The sequence below is a fragment of the Streptococcus canis genome (genome assembly GCF_900636575.1).
Taxonomy (GTDB): domain Bacteria; phylum Bacillota; class Bacilli; order Lactobacillales; family Streptococcaceae; genus Streptococcus; species Streptococcus canis.
The window spans coordinates 130,053-149,695 of the sequence record NZ_LR134293.1; the positions used below are offsets into that span (position 1 = coordinate 130,053).

Consider the following 19,643-nt stretch of genomic DNA (forward strand, 5'->3'; position numbering starts at 1 on the left):
CAAAAAAGGGAGAAAGGCTTTTTTAGGCCTTTTTTCTATGCTATAATGATGAAGATTTTGAGAAAATGATTCTTCTCAAATGTTTTAGAATGGGGCCAATGAGTACCTTAATGTGCACTTTCATTGCCCCTTTGACTATGTTTAGAAAGGAGGTAACCTCATGACACAGATTAGTGCTGAAGCGATTGCCATTGCCTACGATAAAAAAAGCATTATTGATGGCCTATCCCTTCACATTCCCCAAAGTCAAATCACTACTATTATTGGGGCAAATGGTTGCGGCAAATCAACCTTATTAAAGGGATTGACTAGGCTTTTACCTGTCAGCAAGGGAGCTGTCTATTTAGACGGGCAAAGCATTGCCACACTGGCCACTAAAGAAGTGGCTAAAAAAATTGCCCTCTTGCCCCAAGTTCAAGAGGCCACAGATGGCACTACTGTTTACGAACTAATTTCCTATGGTCGTTTTCCTCACCAATCCTACCTTGGTAAACTTAGCCAAGCCGACAAAGAGACCATTCACTGGGCAATGGAAGCAACCAAGGTAACAGCCTATGCCAATCAACCTGTTGATGCCCTATCTGGTGGTCAACGGCAACGGGTCTGGATTGCCATGGCCTTGGCGCAAGATACCGATACCATCTTTTTGGACGAACCAACAACCTATCTGGACATGAACCATCAGCTGGAAATCTTAGAATTACTGAAAACATTGAATCAAGAATCTGGCAAAACCATGGTGATGGTTCTTCATGACCTCAATCTCTCAGCACGCTATTCTGATCATCTGATTGCCATGAAAAAAGGACAAATCAAGTACTCTGGGACTGTCCGAGACATCATGACCCCAGCCATTATTCAAGATATCTTCCAAATCAAGGCGCAACTCATCGATGATCCTATCCACAACCGCCCTATATTGCTGACCTATCAGCTCCAATAAATTTATTCTAGGAGAATAGAATACATGAAAAAACTAGCTCTACTGTTAACGCTCTTTTTCACAACTTGCTCCTTGATTGCCTGTGGCAACCAAACAAGCAGCAAAGCAACTGTTACTTCAAACAACTTATCAAGCATGCCAAAAATCGCTGGTGTTACCTACTATGGAGATATTCCTAGTCAACCCAAGCGCGTGGTTAGTCTAGCTTCAACTTATACGGGTTACCTCAAAAAATTAGACCTAAACTTAGTTGGTGTCACTTCTTACGACAAGAAAAATCCTATTTTAGCCCAGACAGTTAAAAAAGCTAAACAGGTAGCTGCTACTGATTTAGAAGCTATCACTGCTTTAGAACCTGATTTGATTGTAGTAGGCTCTAATGAAGAAAACATCAAGCAATTAGCAGAAATCGCTCCTGTGATTTCGATTGAATACCGTAAACGTGATTATCTCCAAGTCTTTTCGGACTTTGGACGTATCTTTAACAAGGAAAAAGAGACAAATCAGTGGTTAAAAGACTGGAAAACCAAGACAGCAGCCTATGAAAAAGAAGTTAAAGCTGTGACAGGTGACAAAGCCACCTTTACCATTATGGGCCTCTACGAAAAAGATATTTACCTCTTTGGTAAAGATTGGGGACGTGGAGGTGAGATTATTCACCAAGCCTTTCATTACGATGCCCCTGAAAAAGTTAAGAATGATGTTTTTAAACAAGGTTACCTTTCATTGTCCCAAGAAGTTCTTCCTGATTACATTGGGGACTATGTGGTGGTCGCTGCCGAAGATGATAAAACAGGCTCCGCCTTATATGAAAGTGATCTCTGGAAATCTCTTCCAGCTGTGCAAAAAAACCATGTGATTAAAGTAAATGCCAATGTCTTTTATTTCACAGATCCCCTGTCTTTGGAATACCAATTAAAGACCTTACGAAAGGCAATTATCTCAAGTGAAAACCATTCATAAGCCCTTTTACCGAACCTATTTACTCACTCAAAGAACCCAAAGAGTCATCAAGTCACAGACTTTTTGGCTTCTTTTTGCCCTTATCAGCCTAAGCTTAGTCCTTGCCATTTATTGCAACCTTCGCTTTGGAGCCATTAATCTATCTCATCAGGACATCAGTCGTATTTTTCTCGGAAAGCAAGGAGGGCATAAGGCCACTGTCCTTCTTGATATTCGTATCCCTCGGCTAATTGCTGCTGCTTTAGTTGGGGCTGCCCTCGCTGTTTCTGGGGCAATCATGCAAGGAATTACGCGTAATCCTGTTGCTGATCCCGGCCTCTTAGGCATTAATTCTGGTGCTGGACTAGCCTTGGTTCTAGCTTACGCTTTTGTGCCTCATCTGCATTATTCACTCATTATTCTGCTGTCTTTGTTAGGCTCTAGCCTAGCTGCTGCATTAGTCTTTGGCTTATCTTACCAAACTGGAAAAGGTTACCATCAACTCCGCCTTGTCCTAGCAGGAGCTATGGTGTCCATACTGCTCTCTGCACTGGGGCAAGGCATTACTAACTACTTTCATCTCGCTAATGCTGTTATCGGGTGGCAGGCTGGAGGTCTGGTTGGAATCAACTGGCAGATGGTCACTTACATCGCTCCTTTAATCCTCCTAGGACTTTTGCTAGCCCATCTCCTGTCTTATCAGCTGACTATTCTTAGTTTAAGTGACTGTCAAGCAACAGCACTTGGGCAAAACACCAACTTGATTAGCGCAGTCTTTATCATTTTGGTTCTTGTCTTGTCATCAGCGGCTGTGGCTGTTGCTGGTAGCATTTCTTTTGTTGGCTTGATAATTCCTCATATGATTAAAATCTTTGTTGCTAAGAATTACCGGCAGATTATCCCTCTTTCTGTCCTCTTAGGGGCTAGTTTCATGCTCTGGGTTGATTTTGCATGCCGCAACCTCAATCCTCCTTATGAAACACCCCTATCCGCCCTCGTTAGTCTAGTTGGTTTTCCCTGTTTCTTATGGCTACTTAGAAAAGGAGGATCTCATTGAAATCATTTAAACAATTAGCCTCTTTTTACGTCGCACTGCTCATTCTTCTAGTGGGACTTATTCTCATTTCTCTATCAATGGGAGATTCCAATATGTCTCTTCTAAGTGTGGTTCAAGTTATTCTAGGAAAATCCAGCAGTGCCATGGCCTTAATCATTACCAAGATTCGACTGCCAAGAATTCTAGCGGCTTGTGTTGGAGGAGGTTCACTTGCTCTATCTGGACTTTTACTACAAAGCTTGACACGAAATCCTCTAGCTGATTCTGGCATTTTAGGGATTAATACAGGAGCAGGGGTGACACTTGCTATCTTTGTCTCTTTTTCCTCCCTCAATCAAACTACCCTTAGCCAACTTCTTCCTCTATTTGCTATGGCGGGGGCTAGCCTAACGATTTTCAGCGTCTATCAGCTTTCATTAACTAGACAAAGACAAATCAATCCAACCCGCTTGATCATCACTGGTGTAGGGGTTACCACCATGTTATCCAGTTTAATGGTCGCCCTAGTTGGCAATGTCAATCGCTATAAAGTTGATCTAGTCATTAACTGGCTGAGTGGTCAGATTACTGGGGATGACTGGCCAACACTTTTACGCATCGCTCCTTTACTTCTCCTGCTTTGGCTACTGACCTTTTACCAAGCATATCGCCTTAACATCATGTCCTTATCTGATGATACCGCTATTGGACTTGGACTAGCCTTGAATAAACAACGCTTTTTAACTTTGACCTTGGCAACTGCTCTTGCTGCCTTGAGCGTGCTTTTGGTTGGTAATATTAGCTTTATCGGCCTAATGGCAGGTCATACCAGCAAACGTCTTGTAGGAAGTGATCACAGGTTAACCATACCGGCCAGCTTATTCATCGGTATGTTGGTTCTCCTTCTTGCAGACACGATTGGACGTGTTTATCTCGTTGGCAGTAATATCCAGACAGGTATCTTAGTATCACTAATCGGGGCTCCTTATTTCCTATACTTAATGGCAGAAACAAAATAAAGGCACTCAAAAAGCTAAGAACAGTCTTTGTTCCTAGCTCTTTTTGCTATGGTGCTGTAAAGGTAAGCTTTTCTTTATCCAAAGTCATTAGCAGCTGGTATGTTGTAGGCTCCACTTGTTCTAGGTAGCCCAATTTAACCAGAGCTTCTACAAAAATATCAGGACGTTTTTGCATGACAAAATCTTTGCGTGCAAATTTAAGTAAAAAGGTTGTCAGGTATTTAAGGGCATATTCCTGATTCACATCCCCCAAGAGGTCATACAAGTCAGCCTGCTCAGCTGACGGCTTCTCACCTCTTTTGAGATGGTAAAAATAATTAGCTAGAGTCAGATGATCTCTCGTAATGCTTGTTTTTTCCTTGATAATCACTTGATTGGTCTGGTTTGCCAGCTGAGTCTCAAAGGTGACTGCTAAAAAATCCTCATACTTAGCTGAACAGGTGTCCAAAAAGAGCATGGTATCTAAGGCTAGCTGCTGGTCAGAAGTCACCAAGGGAAGGCTGATCCCGTAACGCTTATTTTCACGGCGAATATAGCCAGCTTGAACATAACTTTCGATAGCCTTGTCAATGCCTGTGATACTAGGAAAGGCTTTTTTGATGTCTCGTAAAATAACGTGGTCATGTTGGTCGAGATAATTGATAAGGTCTTGGAAAAAAGGTTGTCTGGTGAGCTTATCTGAATGAAATACTGTAATCATACCTTCTATTATAGCATAGAAGACTAAAAAAGGGCTTGGTCAAAAAACCAAGGCCTTTTTTAAAGAGTTTTTCATTAAGCTCCAAAACTTTCTGTCAATTGTGGTACCACTTGTTTTTTACGAGAAACGGCACCCGCTAAGAAGGCATGATTATTTTCAAGGGTAAAGTTAAAGGCAGCTTCAACCTTATCCATATTTGTTCCGATGGCTAAGATTTCAGAGTTTGAGTTAACAATATCCGTAATCATCAAGACAAAGTCTGAATAACCTGCTGCAACCATGGCCTCTTTAATAGCTGCTTCAATGGCTTCTTGACGCTCCAACACTTCTGCAATGTCAACAGTATTAACTTGTGCCACACGCACAGCATTGCCGTTTAATTCAAATGTTTTGGCATCAATATCAATTAATTCTGCTTCTGATTTGCTTGCAAGGTTTGTACCCGCCTTTAGAAGAGACATGCCATATTCTTCCAAGGTCACTTCTGCTAGCTCTGCCAATTCTTCAGCGACACGATGGTCAGACACATGAGTTGTTGGAGATTTCAATAACAAGGTATCTGAAATTAAACCAGACAAGAGCATTCCAGCAATCGCTTTTGGCACGGCAATACCATTTTCTTTAAACATACGGTAAACAATAGATGAGGCTGATCCTACTGGTTCCACACGCATGTATAACGGATTTGCAGTTTCAAAATTAGCCACACGGTGGTGATCAACCACACCATATACCTCAACCTCACGAATATCTGCAATGGATTGTTGAAACTCATTATGGTCTGTCAAAATCACTTGTTCAGCCCCTTCTGCTTTAGCAGAGCCAACCACGCGTGGTGCCTCAACACCAAAGTAATCAAGGGCAAATGCAGTTTCCTCATTAGGTGTTCCTAATGCCACCACTTCAGTATCCAAACCAAATGCCTTTTGAGACAAATAATCAAAGGCATAAGATGATGCAATGGCATCCGTATCAGGATTTTGGTGACCAAAAACTAAAATTTTTGACATAATAATTCTACCTCATTCTCTTTATTCACCTTAATTTTAGCAGAAAAAAGCTCTAAAATCAAAGGGAGAATGCCTACCTAACGAGAGCTAAGCAGATAAAAAAGCTGGGAAATCATCCCAACTCTATCCGTTCTATGACTGATGAATCCGATTCATATATTCTGTATAAGATTCAGTCTGCATCAAATTTTTGGCATTTTGAACCCTTTCCTTGGTCGGTGGTTTAACCCCTTCCAACTGATAAGGAATACCTAACTCACGCCACTTGAATTCTCCCATGGTATGATAAGGTAAGACTTCAAACTTATCCACATTTTTTAAAGTTTTCACAAATTCACCGAGCCGTACCAAATGATCATCAATATCAGTCAAACCTGGAACTAAAACATGTCGAATCCAGACAGGAATCTGCTTGTCGGATAAATACCTAGCAAATTGTAAAATATTTTTGTTAGGCTGACGCGTCACAATCTTATGTTGCTCCTCATCAATTTCTTTTAAGTCCAACAAAATCAAATCAGTTACTGCTAACAGCTTATCCAAAACGTCATGGTACTCAGGGGTGGGTCTGTAAGCAAAACCACAGGTATCTAGCGTGGTGTGGATGCCTAATTTTTTGGCTTCGATGAATAAGGCGGTAATAAAGTCAATTTGAAGCATGGCCTCACCACCAGATACGGTAATACCTCCTTTTTTCCCCCAAAAATGTTTGTATTGAAGGGCTTCTTTCAAAACATCATTAACCGTTCTAAGCTTTGAATTGTTGGTCTCCATTTCCCAAGTATCCGGATTATGACAATACTGGCAGCGCATTTTACAGCCTTGCAAAAAAATGATAAAGCGGATTCCTGGCCCATCCACAGAACCAAAGCTTTCTGTTGAATGCACCATTCCTGTTACTTGGCCATAATCTATCTCAGTCATTGCATCTCCTTCATTCCTTGTAAACGTTTTTACATTTTCATTATAACACTTTTCACAAAAAAGACTAGGCGTGAAGCCTAGTCCTCCTCAATAATCTGTTCTATATTAGACAGGATTAATTTTAATTTTGTAACACGGCCGTCCTTAACCTTATCATTAATCAAGATCAAATGCTTGTCGTGGCTATCCACTTCAAAGGACTCTTTTTGTTCCTGGCTTGGAATAGTTCCAATACCAGTCAAGTAAAAACCAGCAATGGTATCCACATCATCTGATTCCAATTCCGTATCAAAATACTCATTAAATTCATTTAGGGTCATGGTACCAACAACGATATAGGTGTTTTTCCCAATTTCATGCACAAATTGCTCCGCCTTATCGGTTTCATCATCAATTTCGCCAACAATTTCTTCCAGCAAATCTTCTAAGGTGACCAGTCCAGCCACACCACCATATTCATCTAGTAGAATAGCCATTTGATTTTGGGTATTGCGCAGCTGACGTAAGAGGTCATCCACAAAAATAGTTTCAGGGACAAACAGCGGTTCTTGTAAAATTTTACGCATGTTAATGTTTTCAAAGCCCTGACGAAAACCTGATTCTAACAAGCGCTTGGTATGAATCAAACCAATAATCTTGTCCTTGTCCACATCATAGACAGGAATACGGGAAAAACTTTGTTTTAAGATTTCTTGAATATTCTCAAGAGGGTCATCATTAATATCAATCATGAAGGCATCTGTTCTTGGAACCATGACTTCACGCGCCATCATTTCATCAAGTGAAAACACTCCTTGCAACATCTCGATTTCCTCAGCATCAAGGGTCGCTTCGCTGTTAGATAACATGTATTCAATTTCATCACGCGTCATTTGTTCATCCGCATCATCAAAGGTCATCGGGGTAATACGACTCAACAGGTTAGTTGACGCTGACAATAGCCATACAAAAGGGCTAACCAACCTTCCTAACCCAATGATAATGGGAGCTGAAACAATCGCCAACTTGTCTTTGAGGTTCATGGCAATCCGTTTCGGATATAATTCCCCTAAAACAATAGAGACGTAAGTCAGGAAAATCAAGGAAATGATGCTACCTGCTGTTTGTGCAGTCGCTGAGCCGCCTAACCAACCTGAGATGACTTTCCCAAGAGAAGCTGACAAACTCGCCCCTGACAAAAGACTGATAAAGGTAATCCCAACTTGAATGGTTGATAAGAAATGATTAGGTTCTTCTAACACTCGCAACAAGCGAGCGTATTTTCTATCGCCGTCTGCCGCCTTTTGTTCTACTCGAGAACGATTAAGAGAAACTAAGGCCATTTCACTGGCTGAAAAAAAGGCATTTAACAAAGTTAAAACAAGTAACAATAAAAATTGAATCACTAAAGGCTGACTCACAGGGTCTTCCATGTCAATATAACTCCTAGAAAATAATATAGTGACTTCATTATATCACATTTATGGGCAAAGCCTATGGGATTTCTTCTTTTTCCACAGAAATAATCACAGGACTTCCTACGACGCTCACAGGGGAAACGGAACTAAAAAACTACCAGTTTCTCTAACATCACTAAAAAAGGTGGTGTGTTGACCTGATTAAGTGGCTGATAGAGCATGGCAGAAACCAGACGCTGGTCTAACTGCCGCACAAAATCGAGCAAGGCATCTTTTTCCCTATCGCCACCTTCATGCCCATAATAAACCATGATAGCAACCCGACCACCAACTTCCAAAAGCTTTAAGATTTTTGATAAAGCTAATAGCGTGGTATCTGGCAAGGTAATCACAGACTTATCCGCACTGGGCAAATAACCAAGGTTGAAAATAGCTGCGCGCACCGGCTCTGTCACATACTGATCAACCGCTTCATGTCCCGCTAAAATCAGCTCAGCATTGGATAAGCCTAGCTGTGCTAAGCGTTCACTTGTCTTTTTAACAGCCTGCTCCTGCACATCAAAGGCATAAACTTTTTTAGCCAATTGTGCCAAAAAGGCAGTATCATGTCCATTGCCCATCGTGGCATCCACAACCACACTAGACTTATCCACAACCTCTGCTAAAAAATCATGCGAGAGGTGAATGGGGCGTTTTATCATCACTCTTCTCCTATCCAAATCCGTCAAAATGAGACAGGCTAGTCAACTTTACAGCCCTGCCAACTTCCCCGGTTTTCCATTTCTTGATCAATGGCATTCAGAACTTCCCACTTATTTAGGCTCCACATGGGGCCAATCAGCATGTCCCGTGGGGCATCTCCTGTAATGCGATGAATCACAATATGCTTAGGGATAATTTCTAATTGGTCACAAATAATCGAAACGTATTCTTCTTGACTCAACAATCGCAAGCGCCCCTCGTGGTAATCCCTTTGCATTCGGGTATTGGTCATCAAGTGTAACAAATGAAGCTTGATTCCCTGAATAGCATTATCTGTCACGCAACGCCTAACATTTTCCAACATCATTTCATGGGTCTCACCTGGTAAACCATTAATCAAATGTGATACGATTTCAATCTTAGGGTACTTCCTTAGCCGCTTTACCGTCTCTTTGTAGAGGTCGTAGGAATGGGCTCTATTAATCAACTCAGATGTCTTCTCATAGGTCGTTTGTAAGCCCAACTCCACCGTCACGTGCATACGCTCTGCCAATTCTGCCAAATAAGCAATGGTCTCATCAGGTAAGCAATCAGGTCTGGTTCCAATATTAATCCCTACAACACCCGGTTCATTAATGGCTTGCTCGTAGCGTTCCCGAATCACTTCCACCCTATCATGGGTATTGGTAAAATTTTGGAAGTAAACCAAGTATTGATTAACCTCTGGCCATTTGCGGTGCATAAAGTCAATCTCCTTATAAAATTGCTCTCGAATAGGAGCATCTGGCGCTACAATCGCATCTCCAGAACCTGATACCGTACAAAAGGTGCAGCCACCACGAGCCACCGTTCCATCACGGTTGGGGCAGTCAAATCCCGCATCAATAGGAACTTTAAAAATCTTGGCGCCAAATAAGTGGCGATAGTAGTCATTCAAGGTCTGGTATCTTTTCTTCATAACTTCTATTGTAGCATAAATTGTAACTAGCAAAGCAGCCACCTGCTAGAAAAGAGCTTAAAGAGGCAATAAAAAATAAGAATGGATTAGAGGTCAAAACTAAAAGTTTTCAAGTCCCAATCACATTCTCAATCATTTTTTAAAGGTAAAATATGGTATTTCCAAATGCCCTTCTAATCCTGTTTCAAAAGAAAGCGCCACTCAAAACGTTTTTGATTATAGCATGGGTATAGGAAGTGAAGAACGCTAAACCCTAAAATGAACCCAGCTAAAACATCACTTGGGTAATGCACCCCCAAATAAATACGAGACAGACCAATCAGTAAAATAAGGGTAATAAAGATAGTATCCACAACTAATCGCAAGGATCTAGATATGATGCGTTGATGACAAATAATCAAGAGACTACCAAAAATCAACATACTGCCCATTGAATGGCCACTTGGAAAGGAAAAACCACCTGCATGGACCAAATGCTCGATACTAGGTCTTGGCCTTTGGTATAACCATTTCAAACTTGAAATTAAGACTGCCGCTACAACCCCATTAGATAAAACCAGCAGGGCTTCAATCTTCCATTTCAGCAAAAGCAAAACAAGCACCGACAAAACAACCAAAAGAAGCTGGGCACTGACATTACCAAGTACCGTGATACCTTTAAAAAATTGCGTCCACGCTTGTGGAAGGTTGCCCCTAATAGTCGCTTGAATACTACTATCAAGAGTAGTCAAACTCTCAGGGAAAAATTTGACCGTGTAGCCGATCATAACAAAAAGTAGTAGAGCAAATGAAGCTATCAAAAAGTGGTTCTGTTTGTTTTTCATCATATTAGTGTCGGTATCTTTCTAAAATGGATTTACTTGCAATATACACGAAATAGAAAGTAATTGCAAATATGAACCCCTCGACTAGGTTAAAAGGAATGACCATTGTCACCATGTATTTCGCAACGCCAATATAGGCACCAATATCAAAATTGGCAAACTTAGCATAAAGTGGTATCGCAAAAACATCATTTAAAACAACCATACCTAAAGTTGACAAGCCTGTTCCTACTAAACTAGCAAGGAGATAGTGACCAACCCCTTTTTTACGATTCCAAATCAAGGCAAAAGCTGTCACAAATAAGCCAATAGCGATGATATTCATTGGAAGGCCAATAAAATCGTTAACCCCACGATTATTCAAAAAAACTTTAAGGAGCGATCGCAAAAGTAAAATCAAATAAGCACTCTTTAAATCCATTAAAACCAAACCAAGCAAAACAGGAATAATGCTAAATTCAATCTTTAAGAATTCAGCTCCTGGGATGATAGCAAAGCTAAATAACATGAGAATAAAGGAAATGGCTGAAAGAGTGGCAACCATAACCAGTTTATGTGTTTTTGACATTAAAAAATTCCTCCAATTTTTCCAAATTGAAAGAAGTTCCGTTGTAATTGTGTTGCCTAAAAAGCCCTCACAAAAAGCCCGGTCTTCTCTCATCCAGACTATACTGTCGGTTGTGGAATCACACCACATCAGCTTTCGCTCACGGACTTCTAGTTGCCTAGTCACCGCCGGTCGGGAATCTCACCCTGCCCTGAAGACACTTCTAGCATAGCAAATTTAACACTAGATAGCAATAGCTTTGCCCATTTTTCAAAAAAAGGGCTAGTCTGTACTGACCATCTTAGCTCTCTGACTATAGATAGAGTGTTTGATAAGTTTTCCTTTGTGCTTCCAAACGGTAGGTTCCTACCGGGATAACTTCTTCACTATGGTCAAGGTAGGTGGCATAAGCTTGAACAATATAGTCCCCTGTCAAATACTTATGATTGGCTTGGTCAATACCTACCTGTATTTCTCTGCCAATCACACGATTAGTTTGGTAAACAAAATGATTGAATTGGTCAGCCAAAGACCCAGCAGCTACCTTAACAGATTGAATAGCCTTGGCTTTTGTTCCTTGAAGAATGAGAACATCTCAACCGCCCTGACTTGGCTGATGATTTTGGACCATAACGATGGACTTTTTAGGTTTTTCAACCAATTTAACTTCAAAGACTTGCAGATAGTTCCCAAATCCTTTTGTCCCTGCGGCTAAACCATTATTCGTCCAATTCAACCAGCCCAAATCCTCAATAGTCACACGATAATAAATGTCAAATCGCTGTTGCAAATCACCAGCCAACTGAATCTTAATGACTTCTATTGACGTGTCCGTACCAACTGTTCCACTTACTTGACCATCTGCGTCCACAGCCCCCCAGCCTTGCCCACAGACTAAGATTGACTAAAACACCTGCCTTGATAGCCCTGAAGGATTGTCCACTTGAACACTAGTGGCCTCAACTTGATTTGTATTTGTTACTGTTCCACTATCTTCCGAGCCAGCAACAAGTTCTTGCCAGCCAATATTTTGGACATGACTTCGGTAAGACAAATTTAGTGTTTCAATTTCTGCCTGACTAACTAAAGCACGTGACTGAATCGTTCTTAGGTGAGCAAGACTTTTTGGTGTTGCTCTCATATTTGGCTCAAGAAAAGTAAATTCTTCCTCAGCTTTTTGAGAAAAGGTTTTTCCGCTCCTGCCATAACTTCCTTAGGGCTACTCTCTTCTAGCCCTGCTAACAGCACTTGAGGAGTGCTGGCAGTTGGCGGTTGCTCCAAGGATTGATTTTCCAAAAGGGTATCTGCAAATGCTACATTGCCCCTAAGTCCTAAAATAACAACGGTTTAAGCACTTACTGCCACCCAACATTTCTTAGCTTTAGACATCCGCCTTCTCATTATTCCCTCTCCTTAATTAGTCCCCTGCAAATAATCTTTTCAGCCTTGTTTTCCAAATTAAATTAAAAGACCTAAATTGTCAAAAAATGGCAATTTGGTCTTAAGATTAATGATTTAAACAAGCAAGTAAACCGAGTCAAGAGCATACTCTTCCTATTTTAACTTATCGTATTGATAGGTATGGCTTAATTCCAAACCCTTAAATTCTTGCTGTCTCAAAGCTTCGTAAACAATCATACAGACCGTATTTGAGACATTTAGACTTCGCACATGGTCATCATTCATAGGAATGCGTAGCGCCTTTTCAGCATGTTGACGCATAAATTCTTCTGGTAAACCAGTGTCTTCACGGCCAAATAAAAAATAATGAGCCTGATCGTCTTGATAAGTTTCCTCAGAATAAACCTTATCTGCAAACTTGCTAATCAGATGAAGTTTGCCTTGGCATTGAGAGAGAAAATCTTCCAGACTGTCATAAAACCGCACATCCAGCTTATCCCAATAGTCTAAGCCAGCCCGCTTCATTTTACGATCATCAATAGGAAAACCCATGGGCTTAATAATATGAAGAGGGGCATTTGTTGCTGCACAGGTTCTGGCAACATTCCCAGTATTTTGTGGAATCTGTGGTTGAAACAAAACGACATGGTTGCGACTATTGATTTCTTTATAGGTTGGGTTGATGATTTCTTTTCTCATAACAATCTCACTTATTCTTTTCATTAAAAAAACCACACTGCCCGGAGTCATGCTCAGCAAACAATGTGGTTGATGGTGACTCGCTAACTTAAATCATAACAGGTTTGATTTAAACCAACGAATGCTTATTTGTTATTATAACACTTTAACAATTAATGTCAATCCATTTTTGCCAAAGTCCCGCCTTTTTTCATTTTTTCAAAGCTTCCTTATTTCTTTTTAAGCTAAAATGATCAGGAACAGGATCGTCACCACCAGCAACAAAGGGATGACACCTTAATATCCTTGCCAACCCCATTAGTACCCCTTTAGCTCCATGCTTTTCAATAGCAGTCAACATATAAGCGGAACAAGTAGGCCTGTAACGACAACTTGGCGGAAATAAAGGAGAAATGTAGCGTTGATAGGCTTTAACAGGTGCCATTAATAGTTTTTTAATCATTTCTTTGTATTAGCTAAATTATGAAGTTGGCTGATTTCTTTTTTATTGAGGCGTCTTGCTTCTCCCGGTCTTAGACCTGTTAATGCAAGAGTCCCAAAGCGGGTACGAGATAATTTATCCACCAGTAGCCCTACGGATTCAAACATCTTCTTAACTTGGTGATTTCGACCCTCATGAATAGTTAATTCTACAATCGAGCGATTCTTGTCAGCCTCCACGCGAATAATATTGTAACGAGCTGGCTTTGTTTTTTTTCCATCAATAACCACTCCTCGGGTTAGAGGACGAAGGTTTTCTTTAGTAGCAATTCCTTTCACACGCGCTAAATAAACCTTATCAATCTCATTTCTTGGGTGAATCATGGTATCCGTAAAATCACCATCATTGGTCAAAATCAGCACACCTGATGTGTCCCAGTCTAAACGACCTACAGGATAAATCCGCTCTTTAACCTGAGGCAATAAATCCAATACCGTTTTACGACCTTTTTCATCGGACACACTGGAAATAACTCCCCGTGGCTTGTTGAGCAAATAGTAAACCTTCTCCTCGTTGTAAATCGGTGTTCCTTTTACTTCAACCACATCTCCAGATTTAACAGTGGTCGCTAAGTCTGTGACCATTTGTCCTTTTAAAGTAACTAGACCTTGTTTGATGAAATCTTCAGCCTTTCGACGACTGGCAATACCCGCATGGGCAATATATTTGTTAATTCTCATTATGTTTTCTTCTTTCTTTTGGGGAAATTGCTGTCGCTGTCTTACTAGCGAGAGGAGTCTATCTGGTCGGGACAAGGAACATGCTCTAAAGCACCTTGCTTATCAATTTAGCTGATAGGCTAATCTTCCGTTTTAAAAAGGGCAGTTTCTTCATCTACCAGTTCGATGGTCGACACATCAACCAATTCATCTAAGTGATTAATTCCCATATAATCAAGGAAATAATCTGTTGTGGCATATAAATTCGGACGACCAAGAACCTCTTTCTTACCAACTTCTTCAATCAATTCATAAGCCAGCAACTTGCTTAGGGCTCCACTAGAATTAACCCCCCGAATATCATCAATTTCTATCCGCGTAATAGGTTGCTTATAGGCAATAATAGATAGGACTTCCAAACTAGCCCGAGACAAACTTTGATTGATAGGGGCCTTAGCATAGTCACGTAAGAGAGGCGCAAAGTTCTCCTTAGTAACTAATTTATAAGTATTTGACCATTCCATCAAACAGAGGCTAGAATCCTGATCTGCTTTATATTTTTGAGCAAGTTTTTCCAATTGTTGTTGCAAGGCCGTTGGTGTCAATGATAACATGGTAGCCAGATTTCTCAAACTCAGACCCTCTTCACCTGCGACAAATAGCAGGGCTTCTATCTGCGATAAATAAGTCATTGCATTTCCTTTCTCAAAACAATTGGGCCAAAATTTGTGGCCTGCTCAACAACAGCCAAATGCATCTTAATTAATTCCAAGCTGGCTAAAAATAAGGCAATCACTTCATTCATGGTCTGGCAGTCGTCAAAGATGGCAGATAGGCTAATCACCTCGTCTTTATCCAACCGCTTTTCAATCAAAGTCATCATGTCCTCAATGCGGTAATCATCACGTTCAATTACTGTATGACTATTTTTAAAGGCTTCTCGCTTAGCGGTCATGATTTTTGAAAAGGTCAGGAATAAATCCATAACTGTCTTATCCTCTTGCAAGACAAGATCTTCAAAAATCAATTCTTGCTTAGGTTTTGAATAGAATTTTGCCCGCTGATCATGCTGCTGAGCCAACTCCTGACTAAGGGCCTTGAAGCGACTATATTCTTCAAGTTTACCTAGCAAGTCCTGCTCCAGATCCTCTTCATCGGGAATTTCTTCAACAACCTTGGGAAGTAATCTTCTGCTCTTAATCAGCATGAGTTGACTCGCCATCAGCATGTATTCACCAGCTACCTCTAGCTTCATAGCCTGCAAGGTTTCAATATAGGCAAGATATTGCTCAATCACCTCAACAATAGGAACCTCATAAATATCAACCTTGTACTTAGACACCAAGTGCAAAAGCAAATCAAGGGGACCTTCAAAATCTTTAACTTTTATATCCATTATGATTTGTAATACTTTTCTAAAGTTATCGGGCTTTTCAAACCAAGAAGCTCGCTAAGCTCAATAATCGATTTTCCTTTTGATTTTTCCTTTAAAATAAATTGCTCCCGTAATTTTTGTGCTGTTAAGTCCCTACGCCCCAAACTTTCGAGAAAAGCTTTTAATTGATTAAAGAACCACTGCCTAGAAAAGGCCTGTCCCTGATGCTCAAAGAGGTATTGTTCTTTACCAATTACTTGCTTTTCTAAAAAAATGAGCAGATCTTTCGGTAAAGCCAACACTCGAACACCTTTTGTCGTCTGCAATGTTAACACTTGAAAACTCAAATTCAAGTTAGCTACAGTAATACCCGCTATTTCACTAGGTGTTAGACCTAATTCTAAAATTAATAAAGCAATTAACTGCCCTGCTTCAAAAGCAGTTTCCTGATAAAAGAGACCTTGATCAATTAAAACAGGTTGCCGCTTTTCTATTCGAGATAGTTTGATCTGGTCTGTCATCCTGAAATAATGAGTCAGGTGATGTTCTTGGTACAGATAATATAAAAATTGATTAACGATAGAAAGTTTTCGTTTTTGGGCTGACGGGCTTAAATCCAATAAAGCGTTCTGATAAAGAGATAATTTATCCTGATTAATTCGGTCGCCAATAATCTGATAAAATTGCTGCAAATCATACCGATAAGCCTTTTGACTATTCTGAGATAAAGATTTGCTTGCAATAAAGGCTTCAATATAAGTCATCATTTTTTAGTAATGGTATAATCATCTGTAAAGTCGTGCAAAAGACTGTTGACGGCTTTTAAAATAGATTTTCGAGTGATAATGCCCACAAAGCGGTCAGACTGATCTACTACTGGCAAAAAAGGATAGTCAACCAACTTATGCATGATTTCTGTTAAGCTAGCATTGATACTAATGGTTTCAATTTTAGTATTCACCATCTCACCAATATCTGTTTGACGCATTTCCCAATCAGTCAACTGTCTCTTAGCTTGATAGGTCATAATATCAGAAATGCTAATGGTTCCCACATATTTTTTTTCCCGCGTAATAACGGGAACTCTTGAAAAACCATTGCTGACCAATAGCAACATGACGTGGTCTGCATTGTGAGTATTGATAAAAATGGCTAAGTCTTCTGCTGGAATCAGATAGCTATCCAAATGGCTAATTAAAAACGTTTCAAATTCTTTTGCAATCATCGTTTAAATTCCTTAGATAGTAATGGGTAAAGGTCATGGTTTCGAGTAAAATAATCAACCTTAATGACATCATCAGTCACTTCAACTCGGGCATACAATTTTTCATTAATCTCACCACGAGGTTGTGATACTGAACCTGGGTTAATAAAAAGGGTTTTTCCAACTTGCCAAGCTGCTGGCCGATGCAAGTGACCATAAAGACAAAGGTCAGCCTCGGCTTCTTGAGCAAAATAATCTAGCTTATCCCAAGTAAAATTAATGTGGTACAAGTGACCATGTGTCTGAGCAACGGTAACGGTATCTAGTGTCGTTACTAAGTAGTCTGGATAACCAGTATCATAATCACAGTTCCCACCGACCACATAAATTCCATCCCAAACAGGGTCTGAACTTTTCAATTCAGAGTCTCCATTATGAAAAATGGCATCAACTTGACCTAGATACTTGTCCTTAATAGCTTGCACAATATCTCGATCACCATGAGAATCACTCATTACAATGATTGTTTTACTTGCCATGATGGAAAGACCTCCATTAATTTTCGAACAGCTTGACCTCTGTGTGATAATTGATTTTTTTCATCGGCCTCTAATTCAGCTGCATGCCGTCCTGTTTCTCCAACAATAAAGAGCGGATCATAGCCAAACCCCTTGTCTCCCTTAGGTTGTGTGGCAATATAGCCTGGCCACTCCGCCTCGACAACCAAACTCTCTCTATCTGGAGCAGCCACTACCAAAGTGGTATGAAATTGTGCTGAACGATCTTTTTGTTCAAACACCATCGCTAATTCGTGTAAGAGTTTGGCATTATTCTTGGCATCTGTAGCATCTGGACCAGAAAAACGAGCTGACCAAACCCCAGGTAAACCACCCAAGGCATCAACCTTTAGTCCTGAATCGTCTGCTAATACCATTTTTCCTGTTAGGCGTGAAATCGTTTCTGCTTTCAAACGAGCGTTTTCTTCGAAGGTGACACCCGTTTCTGCAACATCTGGCAAATCAGGATAATCATTGAGGTTTTCCACACGATACCCTAGCTGACCAAATAGACTGCGGAACTCTTTGGTTTTCCCCTCGTTTCGTGTAGCGATTAAAATGGTATCCCCAAATCCCTGCTCGCTGGTAGCAAAAAATGTAGCTGTTGAAACTCCACCTTCTGGGAGATAAACCGCCAGCAAATTTTCCTTTTCCGTTAGTAGGATTGCACCTGCATGACGAACTACCTTAATGTCACGCTTGGTTTCTTGATTTATCATATCCACCAAAAATGACAGTAGGGCAAAAGGAGACTGATAACGAATTACTGTGACATCATAGCCCTTAAGGTTTTCCCAGTCTAATTTTTCAGACAATCCATCTAAAAGATTATCTATTTTTTTGATGACTGTGTGATCAACTCCCCAGCCTGATATTAAATTATGACCGGTCATCTTTCCAATAAACCAGTTATTCCTATCTTTATATTCGTAAATTTTATCACTCATAAGGTTATATGCTCCACATTTATTTTTTGATTCAACCACACTGAGGCAATAGCTTGAAAGGTTTCAGGACTTGCTGTCGTATAAAAATGGTGCTTCACCTTTTCTTGACAACGACTACCATTGATTTCAAAATAATTTAACAAAACAGAAATATCTCGAACACACTCTGCTCCACTGTCAATCAACTTAACAGACGGTCCCATAACATTTTGGATAATCGGTCGTAACAAGGGATAGTGAGTACACCCTAGTACTAAAGTATCTACCTTCCCAACTAAAGGAGCCAAGCTTTTGTAAACCACTTTTTTAGCCACACTAGAATGAATTTCATTTGACTCAACAATAGGTGCAAATTTAGGACAGGCTAAGCTTGTGACTGTCACAGATGGTGCTAATAATTGGATTTTTTGACGGTAAATGTCAGATGTTATGGTCATAGGAGTACCGATAACCCCAACCTGACCTTTTGTCGTTGACTTAATAGCTGCGCTTGCCCCCGGCAGAACAACGCCTAAAACAGGAATATCTAGAACTGCTTTTACCTCTTCCCAAGCTACTGCTGTTGCGGTATTACATGCAAAAACAATCATTTTGACCTGTTTGGTCAATAAAAAATTGACCAATTCCCATGTGTATTCTCTGATTTGCTCAGCTGGCCTTGGTCCGTAAGGAGCCCTTGCTGAATCACCGATATAGACAATTTTCTCATGTGGTAGCTGCCGCATCAATTCCCGAACCACGGTCAAGCCGCCCACACCAGAATCTAAAAAACCAATTGGTCTTGTATCCATCACCATTACTTCCTTACTGACAATATGAAAAACTCAGTTGGTAATAGCCAACTGAGTTCTTTTTTAAACCCTGAACAGTTGACAAATCTAACTGATAAGATAAGTTCTACTGAACATTGAAAATCAAAGACTGTTCACTCTTAAACGATACTAACAAGGTTCCTTATAGCAATTGTTCCTTATTTTTTACCTTTGGCAATGGCTGCTTTTGATTGTTTGACAATATTACGGTAAGTCTGTTGGATTTTTGCTTCACTTGGTTTTTGCCCCATCTGGCTCATCATTTCACGGATAGCCTCTGGTGTTAAACGTGGGTGTTCACCAATTTCTTTTTCAATTTGTTTACGGGCAATAAAAATTCCACCCAAAACACCTAATCCAAGGGCAACAATAAGTAATAAAATCCAAATAGTTGTTGACATATTTATCTAAATTCTCCTAGTTTTTAATCCTTTATAGTATATCAAAAAAAGGAAGAGTTTACAAATTAACACCTATTTATCCTGCTTTTTTTGGTCAGTTGTGTC

At 40.2% G+C, this 19,643-nt stretch carries 26 protein-coding genes and 1 riboswitch; of the genes, 4 read left to right on the forward strand and 22 right to left on the reverse strand.

All coding sequences use genetic code 11. The features are described 5' to 3' along the window. Positions 1 to 160 precede the first annotated feature (160 nt). The 4 genes from EL097_RS00625 to EL097_RS00640 are packed head-to-tail and all read left to right on the forward strand — an operon-like array spanning position 161 to position 3,940. Positions 161 to 943, forward strand: a complete 783-nt coding sequence (locus tag EL097_RS00625; RefSeq protein WP_003046863.1) for an ABC transporter ATP-binding protein — start codon at positions 161 to 163, stop codon at positions 941 to 943. Positions 944 to 967: 24 nt separating this feature from the next. Then, on the forward strand, positions 968 to 1,906 hold the full coding sequence (locus EL097_RS00630) for an iron-hydroxamate ABC transporter substrate-binding protein (protein ID WP_003046860.1): 939 nt from the start codon (positions 968 to 970) through the stop codon (positions 1,904 to 1,906). Between the two features lie 46 nt (positions 1,907 to 1,952). Further along, positions 1,953 to 2,942 (forward strand): FecCD family ABC transporter permease, encoded by a 990-nt coding sequence (locus EL097_RS00635; RefSeq protein ID WP_039994940.1) that lies wholly within the window; start codon positions 1,953 to 1,955, stop codon positions 2,940 to 2,942. After that, complete coding sequence (locus EL097_RS00640) at positions 2,939 to 3,940, forward strand: FecCD family ABC transporter permease (protein WP_003046853.1); 1,002 nt, start codon at positions 2,939 to 2,941, stop codon at positions 3,938 to 3,940. Before EL097_RS00635 ends, EL097_RS00640 begins: the two co-directional genes overlap by 4 nt. A 46-nt stretch (positions 3,941 to 3,986) precedes the next feature. Here EL097_RS00640 and EL097_RS00645 read toward each other — a convergent pair whose 3' ends face one another. The 22 genes from EL097_RS00645 to EL097_RS00750 form a co-directional block, all read right to left on the reverse strand. Continuing rightward, positions 3,987 to 4,640, reverse strand: coding sequence for a DUF1803 domain-containing protein (locus EL097_RS00645; protein WP_003046849.1), 654 nt, complete (start codon positions 4,638 to 4,640; stop codon positions 3,987 to 3,989). A 74-nt stretch (positions 4,641 to 4,714) separates the two neighbouring features. Further along, complete coding sequence (locus tag EL097_RS00650) at positions 4,715 to 5,650, reverse strand: manganese-dependent inorganic pyrophosphatase (protein WP_003046847.1); 936 nt, start codon at positions 5,648 to 5,650, stop codon at positions 4,715 to 4,717. A gap of 132 nt (positions 5,651 to 5,782) precedes the next feature. Beyond that, positions 5,783 to 6,574, reverse strand: a complete 792-nt coding sequence (gene pflA, locus EL097_RS00655) for a pyruvate formate-lyase-activating protein (RefSeq protein ID WP_003046843.1) — start codon at positions 6,572 to 6,574, stop codon at positions 5,783 to 5,785. 77 nt (positions 6,575 to 6,651) lie between these two features. Further along, positions 6,652 to 7,986, reverse strand: coding sequence for a hemolysin family protein (locus EL097_RS00660; RefSeq protein ID WP_003046839.1), 1,335 nt, complete (start codon positions 7,984 to 7,986; stop codon positions 6,652 to 6,654). A 131-nt stretch (positions 7,987 to 8,117) separates the two neighbouring features. After that, positions 8,118 to 8,672 carry a tRNA (mnm(5)s(2)U34)-methyltransferase gene (locus EL097_RS00665; RefSeq protein WP_003046836.1) on the reverse strand — a complete coding sequence of 185 codons (555 nt, stop codon included), beginning with the start codon at positions 8,670 to 8,672 and terminating at the stop codon, positions 8,118 to 8,120. Positions 8,673 to 8,710: 38 nt separating this feature from the next. After that, on the reverse strand, positions 8,711 to 9,631 hold the full coding sequence (locus EL097_RS00670) for a TIGR01212 family radical SAM protein (RefSeq protein ID WP_003046834.1): 921 nt from the start codon (positions 9,629 to 9,631) through the stop codon (positions 8,711 to 8,713). Between the two features lie 173 nt (positions 9,632 to 9,804). After that, a complete protein-coding gene (locus EL097_RS00675) occupies positions 9,805 to 10,458 on the reverse strand; it encodes a phosphatase PAP2 family protein (protein ID WP_172636368.1) in 654 nt (217 codons plus the stop codon). Position 10,459: 1 nt separating this feature from the next. Next, positions 10,460 to 11,023: an ECF transporter S component gene (locus EL097_RS00680; protein ID WP_093998448.1), complete on the reverse strand. Its 564-nt coding sequence runs from the start codon at positions 11,021 to 11,023 to the stop codon at positions 10,460 to 10,462. Between the two features lie 77 nt (positions 11,024 to 11,100). Then, a riboswitch (FMN riboswitch) is annotated at positions 11,101 to 11,225 on the reverse strand. A gap of 90 nt (positions 11,226 to 11,315) precedes the next feature. Next, positions 11,316 to 11,588, reverse strand: coding sequence for a GBS Bsp-like repeat-containing protein (locus EL097_RS00685; RefSeq protein WP_081587254.1), 273 nt, complete (start codon positions 11,586 to 11,588; stop codon positions 11,316 to 11,318). A gap of 9 nt (positions 11,589 to 11,597) precedes the next feature. Then, complete coding sequence (locus EL097_RS00690) at positions 11,598 to 11,903, reverse strand: hypothetical protein (RefSeq protein WP_081587253.1); 306 nt, start codon at positions 11,901 to 11,903, stop codon at positions 11,598 to 11,600. Positions 11,904 to 11,906: 3 nt separating this feature from the next. Continuing rightward, positions 11,907 to 12,143, reverse strand: coding sequence for a hypothetical protein (locus EL097_RS00695; protein ID WP_003046823.1), 237 nt, complete (start codon positions 12,141 to 12,143; stop codon positions 11,907 to 11,909). 413 nt (positions 12,144 to 12,556) lie between these two features. After that, on the reverse strand, positions 12,557 to 13,102 hold the full coding sequence (locus EL097_RS00700) for a tRNA (cytidine(34)-2'-O)-methyltransferase (RefSeq protein ID WP_003046819.1): 546 nt from the start codon (positions 13,100 to 13,102) through the stop codon (positions 12,557 to 12,559). A 190-nt stretch (positions 13,103 to 13,292) separates the two neighbouring features. After that, complete coding sequence (gene yidD, locus EL097_RS00705) at positions 13,293 to 13,544, reverse strand: membrane protein insertion efficiency factor YidD (protein WP_039994775.1); 252 nt, start codon at positions 13,542 to 13,544, stop codon at positions 13,293 to 13,295. Continuing rightward, positions 13,541 to 14,263, reverse strand: a complete 723-nt coding sequence (locus EL097_RS00710; RefSeq protein ID WP_003046815.1) for a pseudouridine synthase — start codon at positions 14,261 to 14,263, stop codon at positions 13,541 to 13,543. The genes yidD and EL097_RS00710 overlap by 4 nt, the downstream gene beginning before the upstream one ends. Positions 14,264 to 14,382: 119 nt before the next feature. Further along, a complete protein-coding gene (gene scpB, locus EL097_RS00715) occupies positions 14,383 to 14,934 on the reverse strand; it encodes an SMC-Scp complex subunit ScpB (RefSeq protein ID WP_003046814.1) in 552 nt (183 codons plus the stop codon). Then, entirely contained in the window at positions 14,931 to 15,638 is a 708-nt protein-coding gene (locus EL097_RS00720) for a segregation/condensation protein A (RefSeq protein ID WP_003046812.1), read from the reverse strand. The genes scpB and EL097_RS00720 overlap by 4 nt, the downstream gene beginning before the upstream one ends. Beyond that, a complete protein-coding gene (xerD, locus tag EL097_RS00725; RefSeq protein ID WP_003046810.1) occupies positions 15,638 to 16,384 on the reverse strand; it encodes a site-specific tyrosine recombinase XerD in 747 nt (248 codons plus the stop codon). The genes EL097_RS00720 and xerD overlap by 1 nt, the downstream gene beginning before the upstream one ends. Beyond that, positions 16,381 to 16,842, reverse strand: coding sequence for a cyclic-di-AMP-binding protein CbpB (gene cbpB, locus EL097_RS00730; RefSeq protein ID WP_003046808.1), 462 nt, complete (start codon positions 16,840 to 16,842; stop codon positions 16,381 to 16,383). Before cbpB ends, xerD begins: the two co-directional genes overlap by 4 nt. Then, positions 16,839 to 17,360 (reverse strand): metallophosphoesterase, encoded by a 522-nt coding sequence (locus EL097_RS00735; protein WP_003046806.1) that lies wholly within the window; start codon positions 17,358 to 17,360, stop codon positions 16,839 to 16,841. The genes cbpB and EL097_RS00735 overlap by 4 nt, the downstream gene beginning before the upstream one ends. Then, positions 17,336 to 18,325, reverse strand: coding sequence for a nucleoside-triphosphate diphosphatase (locus EL097_RS00740; protein ID WP_003046803.1), 990 nt, complete (start codon positions 18,323 to 18,325; stop codon positions 17,336 to 17,338). Before EL097_RS00740 ends, EL097_RS00735 begins: the two co-directional genes overlap by 25 nt. Next, positions 18,322 to 19,116 carry a glutamate racemase gene (racE, locus tag EL097_RS00745; protein ID WP_003046800.1) on the reverse strand — a complete coding sequence of 265 codons (795 nt, stop codon included), beginning with the start codon at positions 19,114 to 19,116 and terminating at the stop codon, positions 18,322 to 18,324. Before racE ends, EL097_RS00740 begins: the two co-directional genes overlap by 4 nt. 179 nt (positions 19,117 to 19,295) lie before the next feature. After that, positions 19,296 to 19,538 (reverse strand): YneF family protein, encoded by a 243-nt coding sequence (locus tag EL097_RS00750; RefSeq protein WP_003046797.1) that lies wholly within the window; start codon positions 19,536 to 19,538, stop codon positions 19,296 to 19,298. Between the last annotated feature and the right edge of the window lie 105 nt (positions 19,539 to 19,643).